Annotated in this window: 23 protein-coding genes; 13 read left to right on the top strand and 10 right to left on the bottom strand. The window is 57.9% G+C overall.

Going from position 1 to position 19398, the window contains the following annotated elements:
• The first annotated feature begins 180 nt into the window (after positions 1–180).
• Positions 181–1269 (top strand): DNA polymerase IV, encoded by a 1089-nt coding sequence (gene dinB, locus JNB85_RS08600; RefSeq protein ID WP_220333909.1) that lies wholly within the window; start codon positions 181–183, stop codon positions 1267–1269.
• Here the strand turns inward: dinB and JNB85_RS08595 are convergent.
• Positions 1266–1760 (bottom strand): SOS response-associated peptidase family protein, encoded by a 495-nt coding sequence (locus JNB85_RS08595; protein ID WP_220334353.1) that lies wholly within the window; start codon positions 1758–1760, stop codon positions 1266–1268. The two genes, dinB and JNB85_RS08595, sit on opposite strands and share 4 nt — an antisense overlap.
• 171 nt (positions 1761–1931) lie before the next feature.
• Between JNB85_RS08595 and JNB85_RS08590 the strand changes: the two genes are divergently transcribed.
• Positions 1932–2519 (top strand): SOS response-associated peptidase, encoded by a 588-nt coding sequence (locus JNB85_RS08590; protein WP_220333908.1) that lies wholly within the window; start codon positions 1932–1934, stop codon positions 2517–2519.
• A gap of 156 nt (positions 2520–2675) precedes the next feature.
• Positions 2676–3266 (top strand): response regulator, encoded by a 591-nt coding sequence (locus JNB85_RS08585; RefSeq protein WP_220333907.1) that lies wholly within the window; start codon positions 2676–2678, stop codon positions 3264–3266.
• Positions 3267–3383: 117 nt separating this feature from the next.
• Here the strand turns inward: JNB85_RS08585 and treZ (JNB85_RS08580) are convergent, their stop codons facing one another.
• A complete protein-coding gene (gene treZ, locus JNB85_RS08580; protein ID WP_220333906.1) occupies positions 3384–5180 on the bottom strand; it encodes a malto-oligosyltrehalose trehalohydrolase in 1797 nt (598 codons plus the stop codon).
• Positions 5181–5470: 290 nt separating this feature from the next.
• Here treZ (JNB85_RS08580) and JNB85_RS08575 point away from each other — a divergent pair, with 290 nt between their 5' ends.
• Positions 5471–5968, top strand: coding sequence for a DUF4142 domain-containing protein (locus JNB85_RS08575; RefSeq protein WP_220333905.1), 498 nt, complete (start codon positions 5471–5473; stop codon positions 5966–5968).
• Positions 5969–6235: 267 nt separating this feature from the next.
• On the opposite strand, the gene JNB85_RS08570 is transcribed toward JNB85_RS08575, so the two are convergent.
• On the bottom strand, positions 6236–6586 hold the full coding sequence (locus JNB85_RS08570; RefSeq protein ID WP_220333904.1) for an SPW repeat domain-containing protein: 351 nt from the start codon (positions 6584–6586) through the stop codon (positions 6236–6238).
• 131 nt (positions 6587–6717) lie between these two features.
• Between JNB85_RS08570 and JNB85_RS08565 the strand changes: the two genes are divergently transcribed.
• Positions 6718–7281 (top strand): NuoB/complex I 20 kDa subunit family protein, encoded by a 564-nt coding sequence (locus tag JNB85_RS08565; protein ID WP_275957761.1) that lies wholly within the window; start codon positions 6718–6720, stop codon positions 7279–7281.
• A gap of 313 nt (positions 7282–7594) precedes the next feature.
• On the opposite strand, the gene JNB85_RS08560 is transcribed toward JNB85_RS08565, so the two are convergent.
• From JNB85_RS08560 to JNB85_RS08545, 4 genes are all read right to left on the bottom strand, one after another.
• Positions 7595–7771: a DUF3606 domain-containing protein gene (locus JNB85_RS08560; RefSeq protein ID WP_220333903.1), complete on the bottom strand. Its 177-nt coding sequence runs from the start codon at positions 7769–7771 to the stop codon at positions 7595–7597.
• Positions 7772–8245: 474 nt separating this feature from the next.
• Positions 8246–8431 (bottom strand): hypothetical protein, encoded by a 186-nt coding sequence (locus JNB85_RS08555; protein ID WP_220333902.1) that lies wholly within the window; start codon positions 8429–8431, stop codon positions 8246–8248.
• On the bottom strand, positions 8424–8906 hold the full coding sequence (locus JNB85_RS08550) for a DUF2243 domain-containing protein (RefSeq protein ID WP_338050315.1): 483 nt from the start codon (positions 8904–8906) through the stop codon (positions 8424–8426). The genes JNB85_RS08555 and JNB85_RS08550 overlap by 8 nt, the downstream gene beginning before the upstream one ends.
• Positions 8903–9103 carry a hypothetical protein gene (locus JNB85_RS08545; RefSeq protein ID WP_220334377.1) on the bottom strand — a complete coding sequence of 67 codons (201 nt, stop codon included), beginning with the start codon at positions 9101–9103 and terminating at the stop codon, positions 8903–8905. Before JNB85_RS08545 ends, JNB85_RS08550 begins: the two co-directional genes overlap by 4 nt.
• A gap of 389 nt (positions 9104–9492) precedes the next feature.
• Between JNB85_RS08545 and JNB85_RS08540 the strand changes: the two genes are divergently transcribed.
• Together JNB85_RS08540 and JNB85_RS08535 are read left to right on the top strand one after the other, a co-directional pair.
• Positions 9493–9900, top strand: a complete 408-nt coding sequence (locus tag JNB85_RS08540) for a hypothetical protein (RefSeq protein ID WP_220333901.1) — start codon at positions 9493–9495, stop codon at positions 9898–9900.
• Between the two features lie 326 nt (positions 9901–10226).
• The gene (locus JNB85_RS08535; RefSeq protein WP_220333900.1) at positions 10227–10481 is read left to right on the top strand and encodes a hypothetical protein; all 255 of its coding nucleotides are present in this window, start codon (positions 10227–10229) and stop codon (positions 10479–10481) included.
• A gap of 146 nt (positions 10482–10627) precedes the next feature.
• Here the strand turns inward: JNB85_RS08535 and JNB85_RS08530 are convergent, their stop codons facing one another.
• Positions 10628–11599, bottom strand: a complete 972-nt coding sequence (locus JNB85_RS08530; protein ID WP_220333899.1) for a 3'-5' exonuclease — start codon at positions 11597–11599, stop codon at positions 10628–10630.
• 429 nt (positions 11600–12028) lie between these two features.
• Between JNB85_RS08530 and JNB85_RS08525 the strand changes: the two genes are divergently transcribed.
• Together JNB85_RS08525 and treZ (JNB85_RS08520) are read left to right on the top strand one after the other, a co-directional pair.
• Entirely contained in the window at positions 12029–12520 is a 492-nt protein-coding gene (locus JNB85_RS08525; RefSeq protein WP_220333898.1) for a hypothetical protein, read from the top strand.
• Between the two features lie 142 nt (positions 12521–12662).
• A complete protein-coding gene (treZ, locus tag JNB85_RS08520; RefSeq protein ID WP_220333897.1) occupies positions 12663–14570 on the top strand; it encodes a malto-oligosyltrehalose trehalohydrolase in 1908 nt (635 codons plus the stop codon).
• Between the two features lie 420 nt (positions 14571–14990).
• On the opposite strand, the gene JNB85_RS08515 is transcribed toward treZ (JNB85_RS08520), so the two are convergent.
• A complete protein-coding gene (locus JNB85_RS08515; RefSeq protein WP_223216462.1) occupies positions 14991–15695 on the bottom strand; it encodes a CGNR zinc finger domain-containing protein in 705 nt (234 codons plus the stop codon).
• On the opposite strand from JNB85_RS08515, the gene JNB85_RS08510 reads away from it, so the two are divergent.
• From JNB85_RS08510 to JNB85_RS08495, 4 genes are all read left to right on the top strand, one after another.
• Positions 15683–16642 carry an EamA family transporter gene (locus tag JNB85_RS08510; RefSeq protein WP_220333896.1) on the top strand — a complete coding sequence of 320 codons (960 nt, stop codon included), beginning with the start codon at positions 15683–15685 and terminating at the stop codon, positions 16640–16642. The genes JNB85_RS08515 and JNB85_RS08510 overlap by 13 nt on opposite strands.
• Positions 16643–16877: 235 nt before the next feature.
• Positions 16878–17486: a L,D-transpeptidase gene (locus JNB85_RS08505; protein WP_220333895.1), complete on the top strand. Its 609-nt coding sequence runs from the start codon at positions 16878–16880 to the stop codon at positions 17484–17486.
• Between the two features lie 363 nt (positions 17487–17849).
• Complete coding sequence (locus JNB85_RS08500) at positions 17850–18185, top strand: DUF982 domain-containing protein (protein WP_338050314.1); 336 nt, start codon at positions 17850–17852, stop codon at positions 18183–18185.
• A 6-nt stretch (positions 18186–18191) separates the two neighbouring features.
• Positions 18192–18389 (top strand): hypothetical protein, encoded by a 198-nt coding sequence (locus JNB85_RS08495; protein ID WP_220333893.1) that lies wholly within the window; start codon positions 18192–18194, stop codon positions 18387–18389.
• Positions 18390–18415: 26 nt separating this feature from the next.
• Here JNB85_RS08495 and JNB85_RS08490 read toward each other — a convergent pair whose 3' ends face one another.
• Positions 18416–19354 carry a MarR family transcriptional regulator gene (locus JNB85_RS08490; RefSeq protein WP_220333892.1) on the bottom strand — a complete coding sequence of 313 codons (939 nt, stop codon included), beginning with the start codon at positions 19352–19354 and terminating at the stop codon, positions 18416–18418.
• Positions 19355–19398: the final 44 nt, after the last annotated feature.

Here is a 19398-nt window from a genome sequence, read left to right as displayed (position 1 = left end):
TCGTCACCAACGGCTCCTTGATCATGTGCTCTAGGGCGCGATCGCACCTCGGATGCTTGAGGTTCGCTCCCTCAGACGACGCACTCATTGAAAGGTTGATATCGGCCCGAACGCTGTTATGTTCTCTCTTTGTTTCGACGCGATTTTTGCAGCCGAACCACTGGGCTCCTTAAAGCTGGAATGAAAGACTTAGGCTCCTTCCCCATCCGAAAAATCGTCCATGTCGACATGGATGCATTTTATGCATCGGTCGAGCAGCGCGATCATCCGGAACTGCGCGCCAAGCCGATCGCCGTCGGCGGATCGGCAGCCCGCGGCGTGGTGGCGGCAGCGAGTTATGAGGCGCGCAAGTTCGGTGTCCACTCGGCGATGCCATCGGTTACCGCGAAGCGGAGATGTCCGGAGCTGATTTTCGTGCCGCCGCGCTTCGACGTCTACAAGGCCGTGTCCCAGCAGATCCGTGAGATCTTTGCCGAATACACCCCTCTTATCGAGCCGCTGTCGCTCGATGAGGCCTATCTTGACGTCACCGAAAATCTCAAAGGCATGGAGGTCGCCACCGAGATCGCGTCGGAAATCCGCGCCAGGATCAAGCAGGTGACCGGCCTCAATGCCTCAGCCGGAATATCCTACAACAAGTTCCTCGCCAAAATGGCAAGCGACCTCAACAAACCAAACGGCCAGGCGGTGATCACGCCGAAAAACGGGCCGGTTTTCGTCGAAGCCCTCTCCATCAAGAAATTCCATGGTGTCGGCCCGGCGACGGCCGAGAAGATGCATCGGCTCGGCATTGAGACCGGCGCTGACCTCAAGCAACAGACGCTCGAATTCCTGATAGAGCATTTCGGCAAATCGGGACCATATTTCTACGGCATTGCCCGCGGCATCGACGAGCGCCAGGTCAAGCCGAACCGGGTGCGCAAATCCATCGGCGCAGAGGATACGTTTTCAAAAGACCTCCATGCCTATGAAGCGGCCCGCGAAGGGCTCCGGCCGCTGATCGAAAAAGTGTGGGGTTACTGCGAAGCAAACGGGATCGGCGCCAAGACGGTGACGCTGAAGGTCAAATATGCGGACTTCAACCAGATCACCCGTAGCAAGACGGTTTGTGCACCCCTACCGACGATCGCCGATCTTGAAGAAATCGTCGGCCTGCTGCTCGCGCCGATCTTTCCGCCGCGCAAGGGCATCCGCCTGGTTGGCGTCACCTTGTCCTCTCTGGAACGACAATCTTGCGGGACGGAGCCGCAGTTGCGGTTGGCGCTTTAGACTGCCAGCATCGGCTGGGCGGAAGAGCCTGCGGGGCGCTTGACCCGAAAGGTCCCGGCCGGCAGCGGCCGCAGGATTTCATCTTCCGGGACAAGGCCATCGAGCCAGGCCATGCGTTGATCGCGTGTGAGTACCGCCATCTGCCGATCGTGGTGGGACGCAATATCCGCATTCGCCTCGATGGTTAGGATTGCAAAGGCCTCCGGCCAATTATCGGTCGCCGGCCGCCAGATCCCCGCGAAATAGAACCAGTCCCTATCGGCGAGCCAAAAGCTGAAGTTCTTGTGGCGAAACTCAGAAGCCGGCACCAGACAGCGGTGGGTTGGAAATCTTCGGCCTTCCGATCGGACGACATTGACGGCGCGCGCACTGCCATCTCGGGCAAGCAGCCCCCAAGGCAGTTCCACCATCTCCACCTCGCCGTCATGGCGCCTGACGATGATCCGGCGCTCATCGACGGGGGCCTCGGATCGAAAGATCGTCGCTTTCATGACTGAGAACATATCAGGAACGAACGCATTGGACAAGATCGAACGCTCACGTATGCTCTCCAGCCACCGACCACCGATGACCAAGATCCCCTCGTTCTGCTGGAGCGCGCGTGATCTATATTGAACCTCTAGCGACAGCCGTGAGCGATCGAGAAACTTGAAGGACGAGCAATGTGCAATGATTACCGATTGATGGTGGATGCTGCATCGATCGCAAAAGACTTCGCCGATCTCAAGATCAAGATCCGGTTCGATGAAGGCATACCGAACCTGCAGGCCCGCGAGGATATCAAGATCACGGACGTCGGCCCAATCGTCCGCACGATCAACGAAGGCGATGAGGCAGAGCTCGTGCAGCGACGATGGAGTTGGCCGGGGCCCAACAAGCGGCCTGTCTATAATTTCCGCTCCGAGGGGCGCGAGTTCACGTCCAATCGCTGCCTGATCGTCGCTGACGGCTTCTACGAATTCACGGGCCCGAACGATCCGAAAAAGAAACGCAAGGACAAATGGCTGTTCACGAAGAAGGACGAGCCGATCTTCTGCATCGCCGGCATCTGGCGCGACACGCCGGATGTGGGTCAGGCCTTCACAATGCTGACGATGGAGCCCGGACCGGACATCTTGCCCTACCACGATCGCCAGATCGTCATCCTCGAGCGAAATCTCTGGGCAGACTGGCTCGATCCGACTGTGTCAGCGAAATCGTTGATCAAGCCGCTTCAAGCAGGGACGCTGTCGGTGGAGCAGGTCGGGTAGTTTGCGCGGCGGGATCATAACCCGCCCCCTCGATCTCTCTCGGGGATAGTTTGGTACGGTAAGAGTCCAAACGTACGCTCTTGCGGAATCGAGCTTGATTCGCGGCTTTCAAGATGAAAACATCCGGTCGCGTTCCGAAACGAGACGAGGGTCGCCATGACGCATAATCTGACACATGGCATTTATTCTCCCCATGACTTGCATGTTATGCGGCTTGTCTTCACCAGGGTCAGCTCGGAACCTTGGTTCTCGCCCGGTTCGGCGAATAAGGCCGGACTTGCCCGCTATGTCATTCGGATGTATCGGCGAGGGCTGGTATGCCCGGAGCGTCTGGAAGCGCTTTGTCGCGCCGCTGCACGCGAGAAGTTCTCGCTCCGCTCGGGTCTTGAAGGCTATCGGCTGCTGCTCGTGGAAGATGATTATTACATTGCGGCGGATGCCAGACAGCGACTCAATTCGCTCGGAGCGGAAGTTCTGTCAGTATCCTCCGTTCCTGCAGCACTCGACATCGCCGAACACGAACATGGGCTCGATGGCGCACTGCTCGATGTCAATCTGTCAGGTGAAATGGTCTATCCAGTCGCAGCGGTCTTAAAGATGCGCCAGATCCCTTTCGCCTTCGTCACCGGATACGATGATAGGCTGCTGCCGCCATTCTACCGCAACGACCAAGTCTTTACGAAGCCCGCCGACTGGGCCATCGCGGCGAAACATGTCGCGCGTCGCTCGCCGCTTCTGGCAGCGTGAACGTCTAAAGAACGACGCATCGCAAACCTCTATGCAGGCCGAATGGTGCCGCCAGTCTCTCGATAATATCGTTCCCTGACACGGAACGATGGCATGAAATCCAAGCTTGTGGCGCCGTTAGCGCGAGCTTGGCCTAAAAGCTACGATCGACCACAGCACCGACCAAGGCGCCATCCGCCCCGCCGCAAAGGCGCCGACCAGGAGAATCGGGTTTTCGTCGACGACCTCTTCATCAAACTCGACAGTCCGATCGCTGAGGTTTGCCATAAGCCGCAGCCTGCCGCCGCCCGAAAGGGTCCATTCAACGCTCAGGCCGCCGCCGGCCGATACATGATAGCGCCCACCCTCGCGGATGATGCCGGTCACCAAAGGGGTGATCCGCTGACGCCTTAGGGCAAGAAGCTCCCGATAGAAATCCAGCCATTGCCCGCAATTATCCGATTCAAGCTTCGTCCAATCGAGCTTTGCGGAGAGGAAGGTTGCCTCCGCCGTCGGATCCGGTAGATCGTCGGCATCAAATCCGGGAAGTCGGGACAGTTCGTTGCGCCGACCCAACTTGACTTTCTCGTTCAGCTCTTCATCGAAATCACAGAAATAGGGAAAAGGCTCCTCAGCGCCCCATTCTTCTCCCATGAAGATCATCGGCACCTGCGGGCTCAGCAGGTAGACGCCGGCAAGGGCTCGAAGCACCGCACCCGGCCGGCTGGCGGTCATGCGGTCGCCGAGAGCTCGATTGCCGATCTGGTCATGGTTCTGGATGAAGGAAACGAATGCCGACGGGGGCAGATGACCGCTTCTCGTACCCCGCTTTTGACCACGGTAGGGCATATGCTCACCCTGGAACACGAAACCTTCCGCCAGCGCCCGCCCGAGCTTTGCGATCTCGTCACCGTAGTCGGCGTAGTAGCCGAAGGTTTCGCCGGTCGCCGCAACATGCAGGACATGGTGAATATCGTCGTTCCACTGTGCAGAGAAGAACTGAGGCCGCCCGCCCTCATCACGCTCGAGAAGGCTGCCATCATTGTCTTCATTCTCGATGATGAGATGGATATGTCGCTCGCCGGCTGCCTCCCTTACGCGCCGCGCGAGCTCGTGCAGGAGGTGCTCCTGTGAGCGGTCTTTGATAGCATGCACCGCATCCAGGCGCAGACCGTCAAACCTGAAGTCGGTGATCCAGTAGATGGCGTTTTGAATAACGAATTCCCGGATCGGTCGAGATCCGTTCCCATCATAGTTGATCGCGTTTCCCCATGGCGTTTTATGACGATCGGTGAAGAGCGGCGCGTAGAGTGGGAGATAATTCCCATCGGGACCGAAATGGTTATAGACCACATCCAGGAACGCACAGATACCACGCGCATGCGCTTCGTCGACAAGCCGCTTCAACTCTTCAGGGCGGCCGTAGCTGCTGTCGGGCGCATAGGGAAGCACGCCGTCGTAGCCCCAGCCGCGACGGCCAGGAAAATCGGCCACGGGCATGATCTGGATTCCCGTCACTCCAAGCGACTTCAAGTGGTCGAGACGGTCGATGGCCGCCGCAAATGTCCCCTCCTGCGTAAATGCTCCGACATGCAGTTCGTAAAGAACAAGATCATCGAAGCTGTGGCCGCCCCAGTCATTTGTTCTCCAGCGGTAGGCATGCGGGTCGACGACTTCACTTGGTCCATGAACATCGCGCGGCTGGTATCGGGAGGCCGGATCGGGAACTGGAAGGCCATCCGCGAGGATGAAGGAATAGGTGGTCCCTGCTCGCGCACTACCGACTTCGCATCGGTGCCAGCCATCATCAGATCGCTCCATCTTGAGTGTTTCGCCTTCCTCGAATGCCAAGGCGATCTCGTCTTGAAGGGGCGCCCACAAGCGGAATTGCGTGGCACTTGCGGAAATACGGGGGCCGAAATCGTATTCAGTCATGAGCGGCTCGCCTTGTCGTACGCCTTGTAGTGATGCGCGCTCTTAATCTCGGTTCGGCGCAATAGTTCCCGCGATGTCGCGTTTCCTCCCTGACAGCGGCACAATCAGAGAGCAAGAGAGCGGACGCCTTGCCTCCTTTAACGAACGACTAGCGTCTCCCCGATCCATGACCCGAAGCTCTCGGCCAGCGCGCATCGGGACAGCGCGGCACATTCGCCGCAACCCAACAAGACAGGGAACTTCTGGCCCGAAAGAAGGTTAGGCGCGAGTTTGCAACGACTGAGAGTTCCATGAAGATCTTCCTCGCTTCCGCCCTGTTCCTGATGACCTGCATGCCTGCCATTGCTGCCGATGACGCGGCGACGCAGCATGCCACCGATTTCGCCACGAAGGCGGCTCTCTCGAACATGTTTGAGATCGAGGTGGCCAAGATCGAGCTTTCCAAAGGCAAAGCGGTGGATGCCAAAGAGTTCGCACGCGACATGCTGAGAGATCATGAGAGAGCCGGTCCGCTGCTTGCTGAGGCCGCAAAACAGGACGGAATTCCGACGCCCGCCGAACTTGATTCCCAACGCCGTCGGAAGGTCGAAGCCTTGCAGACCGCCGATCCTGAAAATCTGGACCAGGCCTACCTTTCGACGCAGGTGACGGCCCATCAAGAGGCGGTTGCGCTTTTTGATCAATTCGTGAAAGAAGGTCCGGACGGCCAGCTCAAGAAGACTGCGGCTAAGATCCTGCCTGATCTGCACATGCATCTGACACGCGTCCAAGCCATCGCCGGCAAATAGAACGATCGGTCCCAACTAGGCCGACTCGAACAGGAGAGGACGGAGAACGACGTCTGCCGTGGCGGGTTGTGGCGGCAATCGTTGGCACTGCCATCGATCCGTCGTCCCGGAAGATCGTTCAAATCATCAGGTAATCGCCTCTCCCAGGCGCGGCCTCCGCCGCGCCTCTTCCAAGTTAGAATCCAGGACAGCAGGCAATTGCCACTCTTGCATTCGAAATCACCGGTGCGTCACAGTCGCACAGCGCCGAGGGGCAGCACGTCCAGCCTAGTCGAAGCGTCGGTGTGGGAATATCGTGGTGGTCGCCAGCGCCACGGTAAGGAGACCAAAGAGCCAGGCGATGGCAGCCATCACGGGAGACAGCGTGAGGATAAGGGGCAAAGCGAGGACGGCTGCGCCTAGCATGGCGTCGAAGCAAAGATGGATGCGAAGCGGCAGCAACCGATGAATACCGGCCTCGTGATCTGTCAGGACAGAGTTGAGAAGGACAAGGGAACCTATGATCATCATCAGGTGCCGCGCTGGCTCCGGCTCCTGGAGCAGAATAGGCCCTGCCAATAAAAATGCGCCACAAACATAATCGGCAAGACCATGAACGAACGAGGGAACAAAACGCATCGGAACCTCTGAGGTTGGTCCGATCCAACCGGAGATGGTCCCCGGTGTTCCCCGGAGGCATGCTGATTTCTGCCTAACTTGGGAACCGTTGCCCGCCAGGCTTGTCTGGTCCGTTGATCAAGGAGGCCGCCATGCCAGATGAAGGAAAGCAATCCCGAGCAGCGCCTGCGCAATACCAATTCCCTGGCGAGAGCCGCCGGGATGATCCGACGATGGGGATGATCAATGCCGAACTCGCCGACAAAGGTTTTCTCGTCTCAAGCACAGACGAACTCATCACCTGGGCGCGCACCGGCTCTTTGATGTGGATGACCTTCGGGCTCGCCTGCTGCGCCATCGAGATGATGCAGATGTCCATGCCACGCTACGACGTCGAGCGGTTCGGCGTGGCACCGCGTGGCAGCCCCAGGCAATCCGACCTAATGATCGTCGCCGGCACGCTTTGCAACAAGATGGCGCCGGCGCTGCGCAAAGTCTACGACCAGATGCCGGAGCCGCGCTATGTCATTTCCATGGGCTCATGCGCCAATGGCGGCGGCTACTACCACTATTCCTATTCGGTGGTGCGGGGCTGCGACCGGGTGGTCCCCGTCGACATCTATGTCCCCGGCTGTCCACCGACCGCCGAGGCGTTGCTTTACGGTATTCTCCTCCTGCAGAGAAAAATCCGGCGCAACGGCACGATCGAAAGATAATATTGAGGGCGTGACACAACGGTCGGCGCCTCGCAATCTTTTGTTCGAAACTTTTGTCGGGTACTGACAACGGAGCTTGTAGCCAGATTTCAGTCGACGATGGTTGCCGCTCGAGAGGTAGAGGCCTCCGCTGAGGATCCTATCAACGATGGCCTCAATGGAGCGGTACGCTCCCATCCGGTTCGACTGGAAGCCTTTTTTGGCAGATCAACCGACCCCTTCCCCGAGTATCGCGGCCATGTTCCATGGCTGGACCTCCTCAAGACTTCGAGCCGACCGTCGACGCGTTGACGTTGTAGTCGAGCTTCACGACCTAGTGTCGGCCGATTTCCGCCTCGACCTTCTTGCGGGAATTCCCGGCAGTCTTCACCGCTTTCCTGACCTTGTCCTTCGGCACGCCTTCCTTCTTCGCCTCGTAACGGACTTCGTGATCCTGTCCGGCGGCGACCTTGGCTCGATCCTGTGCTCTACCTCGCGACCCGCTTGCCACTTGCGTTCCTCCTGATGATTTCAATCAAGGGGAAACGTACGTCGATTCCACAAGTTCCAGGAAACAACGGACCTAGGCATTCCTTGTATGTGCCGCAGCCGTTCACACCCCATAATGGCGCGGCTTCGCGCAATCGAGGCACACGCTGCCGTCCGCGAAACCGGCATCATATACCGGCGGAACGATTTCGATTTGGCGCTCTCATTACGGCCAGCTCATTTTTCATCTCGAGGCTCAACGGTCGCGGCGGATTTGAAGATGGTGATGCCTTAAGTAGACAATCGCCGCCAACCCTAGGAACGAGGGAAGGCGATCCGCAGATAGTTCCAGTCGGGCCGCCACGCCTCTGACACGCGATCCGGACCGAGGGCATCACGAAAATAGTCGAGAATCGGCTGTCGTGGTGCGGCGTATGCCTGCTTTGTCATCCCTGGGTGCCGGGTGTAGTGCCTCATCCAGGATACTCAGCGACTCTCAGACGGGACCGCGTCGGGACGATCCTAAACAACGGATGGAAAGCTGATCGTCGATCGACAACAAAGTGTTGGGAAGAAGATGTGACCAGACCGGCTGCGTCGCGACAAAAATGCCAAGACCAAACGCCGCCCAGATCGACGCCGTCAGCAACTCCCTCGTGAAAGCCGCTTTCGTCTCACGCATGCGCGCGTCTCCACAACAATAAACCGATCACCAACATGGCGAGCCCCGAGGCAAGGAATGCCAAATCCCAATAGAGCCACTGCGATCGATTGACGGTCTCGTTGACATGATGGATGCCGAGCAACTGATGGTCGACCAGTCCTTCGATCAGGTTGAAGACTCCGAAGCCAGTCAACATGGACGCGGCAAGACACCGCGTGGACCATTTGAAGTGAATGAGACGTGCTGCGCGCCAAAGGATGAAAATGCCGGCGATTATGAACAGGTAGGCGGCAGAATGAAAGACGCCGTCCCAGAACGTGTTGAACTGCAGGTTCTCGACGGAGATGATCGGATACCACGAACTGAAGAGGTGGTGCCACTGCAAGAGCTGATGGAAAACCACACCGTCCAAGTATCCACCGAGGCCGACGCCAAGGCAGAAGCCGGCGGAAAAGGGAAAATGCCGACTTATGGACGGGCCCACGACTGTCACGTCAATGCCGATGCAAGGATGATAAAGGTGATTGAGGTGCCGACAAGGATGAAGCCCCCCGTCAGCCATTCCGCAACATGCGAAGCGGTCGGGTGTCTCAACTGTTGATGGATGTCGAAGATCGCAATCGTCCCGGCAACCATCCAACTTGCCAATGCGACGGCGGAAAGGACCGTCCGCCAATTCACTGCATCCATCGTCGCTTTCCTCTCTGCGACCACTGAACCAGCAGTGCCGAATATGGTTCCCGACGATTGGGTAGAGTCCGCAAGCCTACAAATCGATTGGCAGATGCTGGCGTGCAACCGATGAAAGGCAATGACCATCAATGATATCTGCACTGTCGGCCGCGCCAGCGACTTCCCAATCCGACGGCTAGACCAGCCATCGCAGTGCTCGATGCGCCCGCCTACTGTAGCAGTTCCGAATCTTCATCCTTGACTCGATTAAGAATGAGAACATAATGAGAACATTCCCCGGGATGAACGGGCCGCGTGGAAACCTCCTTCCTTTACGCCAAAGAATGCCGCGCGGCCCTCGACTCCTCTCCTGAGAGCATCATCAACCAAAACTGAGGATAACGGCGATGAGCAACTTGCCGAACGACAAATCGTGCGAAGACGAGCCATATGATGATCTGACTGGTACGTATTGGACACCACCGGAAGCTTTGCACATCGACCGGATCCATCCCGACATTCGCGCGGTGCTGATGGAGGCTTTGGGACGACGCGGTTCCGCATTGCTGGTGACAAAAGAAGGATATGATAAAATCGAATTTTATGCCGCGGGAACCGTCGACATGGCGTCTTGCATCCCCGTCGGAGGCTTCACTATCGCAATTGACAACGAGAACAACCGCGCTTGCGGTGTCTGCTATTGTGACGGGGAACTCGGACTGACTACACCGACGAAGTTCGCCTTCAGGGGTGACATCGATCTCGCTTTTGCGGACTTCTATTGTCTCGCCAGAGATGAAGGCTACGTGTCTTGATGGCGGGGGACAGCGTTGCCTGAGAATGCAGATCGGCGACCTTGCCAGCCCGAAATGAATCCAAAGAAGAAGCTCGCGAGCTGGTCCCTGGAGGATGCGTGGAAGTCGCGACTCCTCGCCCAAAGGCTAAGCAGCTGGCCACGGCCGCCGCATTCAAGCGTCCGTCAACCCTGAGCTAAAAAGCGAGTGGGCGAATTTGAGATACGACCTTTTACCGTGGCAGCCTCCCCTGATTGCGGGATGGTTAAGTATTAACCTTTAATTAACCATCGGCTCTTAGCTTGCGAAAAGAGAAGCAACGCTCCGGCAATTTCGAGGAGGACGCCATGTCGCTCGTAACCGTGCCCGGTAAAATTCGCCTCTATGGCGGCCATGCCATCCTGATCATGACGGAGGGAAACCTTCATCAGGCGGTCTGCATCACCGATGATGCGATGCCTGCCGGTGAAGGTGATGTTATGCAAGGTCTTCTTCAGTGTCTTCCGGTTTATGAGGGTATCGCCGATCGCAAATTCTCAGACGGCGAACTGGCCTTTGACGGGCGGGTGTGGATTACCTCCTCGGACATTACATCTCATTAACGAGCGTTGCCGGTTTCGATTTCTTCGATCGGCGATCTCAGCGGCTCTCGAAGGAACAGGGGCACACAGGATCGCTGCTGCGAGCACCGGCCTCTCGGTGGAGCTTTGTCCACTCCTCCCTATCGGAAACTCGCCCGAGGCGGCCGTCAGGATCGGAACCGCTCGAATGCCGTCAGTCTGCGCACGAGTGGCTCGGCCTCCTCCCAGCAATAGACCTCGGCGCGAAGATATTTGAGCTCATCCTCCAGCATCTCTTCCGAAACGTCGATCCACCAGGATTTCGGCTCTCCGTCGCTTCCGTCCGTCCAGCGGTAGCCGCGCGCCCTGAGGTGATCCTTCATGTCGAACGGACTATGTTCGGCAAAGACGCGCATGAGCGAACGCTGGCTCGCCGCATAGAGTTCGGAAAATGCCGATGCTTGCGTCCCTGGGTTATCCGTCGCGAGAACTTCAAGCAGCGCAAAACAATCATCCAGCGCGCGATGACCTTCATGGAACAAACCGTGCTGGGCCAAGAGGTAGGGAAGTTTCGTCCCCTCGATGCCGCGCGCCGACCAATCGATCTCGGAGGCCGAACAGGCCCAGGCCTTTCTGGAAAGAATCGGCGAGAAGGCTTCGCAGAAGGGCCGATCGAAGCTGGCCTTGTGAGCAATGACGAGATCGGCCGGATCGACCAGCGCGCGAAGAGATCCTGTATCGATCAGCTGACCGGCGACCATCTCCTCGGTAATGCCGGTCAGCCTGGTAATGTCGGCCGGTATCGGTTTCATCGGCTGCTGCAGTCCAGCATAAATCCCGGTGACATCACCGATCCTCCCGGACGGATCAAAGGTAAAGGCAATTGCACCGATCTCGATGATTTCGTCGGTGCGATGATTAAGACCGGTGGTCTCGACGTCGACGATGACGCCGCGCATCAGAAACCCAGGGCGCGGATTAAGCACAATTGGCCGGGGCTCGATCCTCGTCAGGATGCGATAGCGGCCGGTCGCCTGCAGATGCCGGATCATCGCTTCTTCATTTGCAACGTTTGGCCCGTCCGCCTTCGGAATAATTGACGCGGACGCCTTGTGGGGCTTGTTCTCATCCGGCGGAAAAAAATCGAACTGCTGGCCCATGCTGTCTCTCGGATGCGCTTTCAAACACATCCCTATAAACCCCTTGTCCGATGAAATCAGCAAGCCAATGTCGAGGGGTCGTCGCATTCGCCGCGCAGGCTGTTAAGACGAGGGCAATCAGGTAGCCGCCGTGAAAAAGCCTCGCCCGATGGGCGAGGCATGCGTGATCAAATCTTGGGAGGCAGTATGTAGCTCTGTTAGTCGAGCGAACTTGTGCTGAGCTGGCTTTAAGAGAAATCGGCCATGATACGACTGCGGAGCCGCTCCGAGCTTCATTGCCGCGATCTCACAGATTGCGTTGCCCTGCCCCGTTATGGCAGTACCAGTCACACATCGATGGCTCGAAAGCAGTCTTCTCATGCCCAAGCTGAGAGACAGCCGTTGCAGCGACGAAAGCGCGTGGGCTCGTGCCCCTGTTATGGACCGACTATGATTGCCTCTCTTTATGCGGATTATGTTCAAGACCTGAAGGCAAGGCTGGACGATCTGTTCGAACGGCCTGCTCGCTATCAAACCTTCGACCTCCACGTTGAGCTTGCGATGGGTGCGGCTCTCCTCGTCCACGAAACAAAGAGGCAAAAAGGGCAAACGGACAGGATCGCCTACGCCCGGACGCCGAAAGGCAACGTTCAGGTGTCGCCCGAGCTCGCTCAACAGCGGATCTCGTCTTTCCTGACGATGCAGGGCCATATCGCTTTAACCGGCGAGCCAATGATCGGCCTCAATCAGGAATATCCGCATGCTGTGATCAGCTTCGAACATCGCGCCAGGGGCGCGCCGCTCAAGAGCTCGATGAAGATGATCTTCGTTGGCGTGAATGATCCCGACGATGCCCGCCGCTACGTTCAAATGACGGGAGAACCGGCTGCCATCGTCACTGTGCGACCGCACCATTCCAAGAGGCTCTGGGAGTGGAAATAGGAGGAGCCGTATCCAAACGCCCCTATGAAACGATCGCGATTTCAGCAGATGCTGTCTTAGGATTTGGAACCAAAATTCGAGGCTGAGGTTCTGACAGAAGCCACGCACGCTTTGCCGTCCCGTGTGCCGAGGTTCAGTGACGATGACAGGCAAAGCCCCGACCGGTTCTCCAATAAAATCTGGCATACGACGCTACCAGGTCGGAGCCGAAATCATTTCGGGCACAGTTTCATTCCGTACCTGGGCACCGTCGCATGATCAGGTTTACCTCGTGCTTGATGATAGCGCCGAGTACCCGATGCAAGCCGAGGGGGACGGCTATTTCCGGTTCGACCTTGCAGATGGACAGCCTGGACTGCTCTATCGCCTTCGTCTGGGCGACGGGAGAGAGCTATATGCAGACCCGGCATCGCGTTTCCAACCGGAGGGCCCTTCCGGTTTCTCGATGGTGGTCGATCATTCGCGCTATGACTGGAGCGACCGGGACTGGCGAGGCGTCGAGGCGGACAGGCAGGTTCTCTACGAGATGCATATCGGCACCTTCACGGAGGAGGGCACATATGCCGCTGCGGCCAAGAAACTTCCGCTGCTGAAGGAGATCGGCATCACCTGCTTGGAGATGATGCCTGTCAACGAGTTTTGCGGGAACTTCGGCTGGGGCTACGACGGCGTGCTGCCTTACGCGCCGACCCACCTTTATGGTACGCCCGATGATCTGAGATCTTTCGTAGACGAGGCCCACACTGTGGGACTGGGCGTGATACTCGACGTCGTCTACAATCATTTCGGCGCAGGCGAGCGATATGCCGACTTCACGCCCGACTATTTTACCGATCGCTACACCAATGAGTGGGGCAGGTCGATCAACTATGATGGCAAGAACTGCCACGGTGTGCGCACCTTCATTGCCGGGAACGCGGCCTACTGGATCGACGAGTTTCACTTCGATGGGTTGAGGATCGATGCCACGCAGGCGCTCTTCGACAGCAGCGACGAGCACATCCTTGCGGTCATAGCACACGAGGCGCGCGCGGCAGCCAAAGGCAAACCCATCTACCTCGTCGGCGAGAATGAGCCTCAGGACACGCGCCTGCTCAGACCGCCAAGCCGCGGTGGGTTTGGGCTTGATACAGTATGGAACGACGATTTCCACCATTCCGCCGTCGTTGCCCTGACAGGAAGGAATGACGCCTATTACCACGACCACCGCGGAACGGCACAGGAGTTCGTCTCGGCAGCAAAGTATGGCTACCTTTTTCAGGGGCAAAGGTATGACTGGCAAAACACGAGCCGTGGACGACCGGGCCTGGATTTGAAGGCGGCAAATTTCGTTCATTTCCTGCAGAACCACGATCAGATTGCCAATTCGGGCACAGGCGAGCGGATCGCAAAGCTCGCGTCGCCTGCGCGCATGCGGGCAATGACTGCGCTCCTCCTGCTCGGACCGCAGACGCCGATGCTGTTCCAAGGGCAGGAATTTGGTGCCTCGAGTCCCTTCTTTTATTTCGCGGATCAAATTGGCGAGTTCGAAGCGATCGTCCGAAACGGGCGGCTCGACTTCCTCAGGCAATTTCCGAACCTCGAAGATGAAGCTTTCAGCTTCGTCATGCCGAAGCCAGACGACCGTTCCACATTCGATCGCTCAAAGCTGGACTGGAGCGCGTTCGACGGCAACAGCCATATTGTTGCGTTGCACCGCGATCTGCTGCGCGTACGACGCGAGAGCGAAGTGTTCGCGCCAGGGAGAGACGAACTCAGGGCATCGATAGATGGGAACGTGCTCAGCCGTTCGGCCTTCCTGCTGCGCTATTTCGCAGCAAACGCGACAGACGAACGTTTGCTGATCGTCAATTTCGGCGAGCATCTTCCGGTCTCCAGCCTGGCAGACCCGCTCTTCGCACCTCCTGAGGACTGCCAATGGAACGTCGAATGGTCGAGTGAAGATTTTGCCTACGGAGGATGCGGCAAACGATCCATCGACGTTCAGCGGCGGTGGGTGCTCGATGCCAATTCCGCGCTTGTCTTTGCCCCGCGGCGTGCTCACCGATAACAAGCCCATGATGGTAAATTCCTTCCGCAATGGCAGAAAGCGATATCGAACGTCTGAAACTCCAGTTGCTGTGTCAGCCGATAGCCAAATGCAAAGGCAACAGGTCCCATCGATCACCGCCCGGCGCCTTCTGAAAAGGCCACATCGTATCTATTCTTAATTCGTGACGCCTTCGCCTTTTTCTCGGGATGTAGTCGATAGCGAAGCTCGACGACCGGTGGGGCGGAATGTTTCCATTCGAGCGGGCCGAAGCCCAGACAGGGTGCTGGCGTTGTACCGAGCGAACGGCGTGTCTTCGTCGAGGCGTCCAATCACGTGCAATCGTTCTGCAGGCCGGGGCAACCCGCAGAGACATTTTGCAGTCGATGAGCGGACAAGCCGCGTGCGCTTTCGCTCCCTGTCAAGTCGAAGAGTACGGTGCTAGCCCGAGGAGCTGTCGCTTTGACCGCGCGAACGTTGGTAATGCCGCTTAGCCTTTGCACGGTTCCCGCAATCTCCCATCGAACACCAGCGCCTGTTCATCGCCCTGCTCTCGTCGACGAACAGCCACCCGCAGCCTCGATCATCCTGGCACTGGCGGATACGATGGGCTTTCGGACCGGTCACGAGGCTTGCCGCAGACATGACGATGGGTTTGAGCAGATCCAGATCGCTGGCTTCTCCGAGGTCCCAGACAAGTTCGCTCGCCATCGCCCCAAGCCTTATTCCACTCCGGGGCCGAACCAAATGAGCGTTGAAATGCTCGAGAGCCGCAATCGGCGGGGCGGCATCTGCGATGCGAGCGACGAGGAGCTCATAGATCGCCTCGCGCAGCGCAATCGCCGCCTCGTAGAGTTTGGCCCCGTCAAGTTGATGCGCGCGCCAGCGCACGTTGATCGGTGCCAACTGCTGTTCACTCCCAGGCAGGTTGGCCGTCAGCCAGTGCAAAAATGCCGGCGCATCGGGAAGCCGCTCCTCGCGGGCTGAGCGCAACCGCCAAGCCGCAGTGTTCACAAACCGGATCGCCAATTCCTCTTTAGGGTCGCCGACGGCGCTTGAATGTCGGTATTCTTTGGAACTCATGATCTTGATCTTCGTTTGGTTCCTAACCCTATAAAAGGTTAGGATCAGCCATGATGCTTTCAAGGACGCAAATCACGATTGTCGCAGCCTTTGCCGCGATCTATGTCATTTGGGGATCGACCTATCTTGCCTTAGCGTTGGGTCTTCAAACGCTGCCACCGTTTCTTCTGATGGGGATACGCTGTTTGGTGGGAGGCACCATTCTCTATGGCTTCGCGAGACTAAGGGGTGCCGCAGCTCCTTCCATCACGATGTGGGCAATCGCGGCAGTCTGTGGCCTACTCTTCTTCGTCGGGTGCCACGGCGTTCTGGCATATGCGCAGCAACGCGTTCCATCCGGCGTGGCCGCTTTGCTGCTGGCAACGACCCCGTTCTGGATCGTCCTCGTGCAGGCTTTCATTCCCGGAGGTGAGCGACCGACCGCAATGAGAGCGGCGCTCCTCGTTCCCGGCATCGCAGGTGTCGCTTTGATCGCCTGGCGGGAAATATCCTCGCACGCGGGCGCGATGCCCCTCATGGATTTGATTTCACTGCTGGGCGCCTCCTTATCTTGGGCGATCGGAACAGTCATATCGGAGCGCCATTCCGCCAAGTTTGCATCAACCGGACTTGCCGGTATCGAACTGCTCGCTGGCGGAGTCGCGCTGGTCGTTATTAGCGGGCTATCGGGCGAACTGGACGCACTACAGCCGACCAAGATCTCTGCCGTTTCACTCGGTGGCTTGGCCTACTTGATTCTCTTCGGCACAGTGATCGCCTTCGCCGCATATACCTGGCTTCTGAAGCGAATATCCCCTTCGTTGGTCGCCACCTACACCTTCGTAAACCCGATCATTGCAGTGGCCCTAGGCTCGATATTTCTCGGGGAACGCATAGCGGCGCCCATCCTCATCGGCGCAGCCATGATCATTGTCTCGGTTGCTGGGCTGTTGCTGACCCAATACAAATCAGTCGGCAGGGACAAAACACCCTGTTCTTGCGAGCCTCAACTACTGCGACAGCGTTCCTGAGAGCGGTCCCGCGCCCATCTCAACAGCGTTCCGGCCGAAAGGAAGTTCATCGAGAGAGGAGCTGTGGTGTTCGAAGCAACGCCGCGGTGGGATCGATATTCCGATTACAACAAGGAGCCTCCCGAGATCATCGGAGATTCAATTCTGACAGACGCAATGCGCGGATCAATCATCTGTCATAGTCCCGCCACAGAGTTCGGACCAATACCGCTTGTATAACAAGCGGGTGCATTGAATGAGATTGTTGGTTCTCCTTGCTACAGCCCTTTTGCTGACCGTCGAGGCCCAAGCGCAAGTTTACGCCCCGTATGAAGAATACGACGGATATGGTGGCTACTATTACGAAGACCCGTACAGCCCGTATCCACCTCCGCCTTATTACGAGCCTGCGCCACGATATCGGGAGCCGCTGTATGACCGCAGGCAACCCTCAACACGAGGCGCACGGGGAACGATCGTAATCGCCACGCGCGAGCACACACTTGTTTACACGACCGCAAGCGGAGAGCAGTTCGCTTACCCGATTGCCGTCGGCCGTGAAGGCAAACAGTGGTACGGAACAACCCGGGTCGTATCCAAACGGATGCACCCCGAATGGCGGCCGACGGCAAGCATGCGCCAGAAGAACCCAAGGCTTCCGGAAGTCGTGAAACCTGGCCCCGCAAATCCGCTGGGAACCCGCGCAATCTACCTAGCCGACGGATTGCTCCGCATCCACGGGACCAACGACCCCTCCTCCATCGGCACCAATGCGTCGAGCGGATGCTTTCGGATGTACCGCGAGGATGTCGAGGAACTTTACGATATGGTCCAGCCGGGGACACGGGTGATCGTCCAGTGGTAATTAGATAGCTGAACTCTCGGCAGCACGGGTTGCTCCAAGGCCGGTCAAGGCTACCGTCTGGTCAGCCTTCCTTGTTGATACCGCTCACCGACCTGAAAACCGGCGACATAGGCTTCTGTCACGGATTTGGAAAGTTGCGTATCTCGCCGAAGGTGCCGTTGATGCGCGGCCAGCGAGGATCACCTGCAAGTCGACCTCGAGACTACGCCTCCTGGGATGCCGACGGCGTGACACTCCTGTCGGGCGATATCGCCGAACTGGCGCATGAGGTGCGTTGGCGATCACTTCGACAGACTTAATGTTGGGCCGCTTCCACCCTAGCCAACTCGGGCGTTTGAACGGGCTTCCGCCGCCGGCTCGAATATGAAGGTCGATCTTAGTCCGATAGCTGAAATCTGCGGAACGAGTGGCTCTGCTGCGTATTTCTTCTGCGGTCAGCACGCCGGAGGAGACAAAATGAGTAGCGATCTATGGGACAAGCCAATCGAGTTGATGATTGATTCCGATCATTTCCGAAGCGTCGCCAACTCGCGCGATGCTATAGCCTACCTTATGAGCTCGTGGCCCACAAAAGGAGGTAAGTCCTTTTCCGCTGCTCGACGAGCCTGTCTCGGCGCAATCGACGGGAAGGTTGACAGCGCGACAGCAAAGCGGGCGTTCATTCGCGCGGCCATGGAAGCTGGAATCCTGAGACCTTGATTGAGGTTGAGCATCGATAAACACCATGCTGCCACGTCGTCGAACTTCGTCGCCCCATTGCCGAGTGCCAGCCGGCTCGTTTTCGCGAGCGAAAACGTCAGCCCGGCGCGCGTGTGGCATGACTCGATCGCAAAGCGCATTGAACTCGTCAGGGTCGCGGCCGTGATCGCCAGCGATGCCGTCAAAGATGGTGGTGGCGCATAATGTTTAGGAAAACCAGATATGGACGCTCAGACCTCTGAGCCGATCGCGTCGGCCGACATGAGAGCTTCGGTTTTCTTGGCGGCAATTTGCAAGGTGAGGCGACGATAGTGCGCCATCTGCCCGGCCACCCAGGTCGCGAACTGAAGGAGGGTATCGTCGGGCATGAGCGCCAGTTCGCCACCCGCAGAAACGTAGTACCAGCCTTTCTCAGCCGCCTCGTCGAGGATGTTGCTGATATGCTGGCGCGATACGTCGAAGCGCGCGGCAAGCCCCCGATAGGATAGGCCTGCGGAGACCTTCCCAGCAACGGTCGGCTCGCGCAAGGCCTCCGCCATGACGGCACAAAAGACGAGATGCCCGGCATCTCTCTCGCTATGTCGCACGATGATCGGAAAAGGGCCAAACAGATCGTCCTTTCGCGCATAACGTTCGGCAGAGAGAGCTAGCCAGGACGCAAGCAGATTTTCATCCATGCCGAGGTCTTGCGGCCGGATCGGAACCTGGGGCGCGCATAATTCGGAAGCCGTCAGAATGGAAAGCGGTGAGTGGGCGATTTCGCGCATCAATATCAGGCTGGGCTTGAGGATCTGGGTGCGACGGTCCGTTTCTAGCGACGTCGTAGTAATAAGGCCGCGGTCACGCAACCCGCTAATGAAGTCGGAAATCTGGCGCGGGCTGCCCGGAGCTGACCGCTGGAGAAGGGCAAGCGCTGGTGCCGGGCCGCGTCCGTGCAGCCATTGGACATAAAGGCAGATAAGTATGAAGCAGACGAGATAGCGTTGCTTTTGAGCAAACAGCTTGTTGGCTGGCAATAGTCTCGGCACTCGCGCCGTCACTGCCTCGCAATAGGACACGAGCGCGCCCGGATAGGATGGCTGCTGCATCAAGGCGGCCGCCTGGACCCAGAGACTATCGCCTGCGAACTCGTCCACTCCGGCAAAAAGGCTCGTCTCGTTCAAGTTCATTCGTCTGCTCAATAACCAATGCAATGTTTTGACTCTGCCATACG

Origin of the sequence: Rhizobium mesosinicum (assembly GCF_019511345.1) — a bacterium.
In the GTDB taxonomy this organism is placed as follows: Bacteria; Pseudomonadota; Alphaproteobacteria; order Rhizobiales; family Rhizobiaceae; genus Rhizobium; species Rhizobium mesosinicum.
Note: the sequence above shows the minus strand (reverse complement) of the source record. Positions and strands in the feature narration are given on the sequence as shown.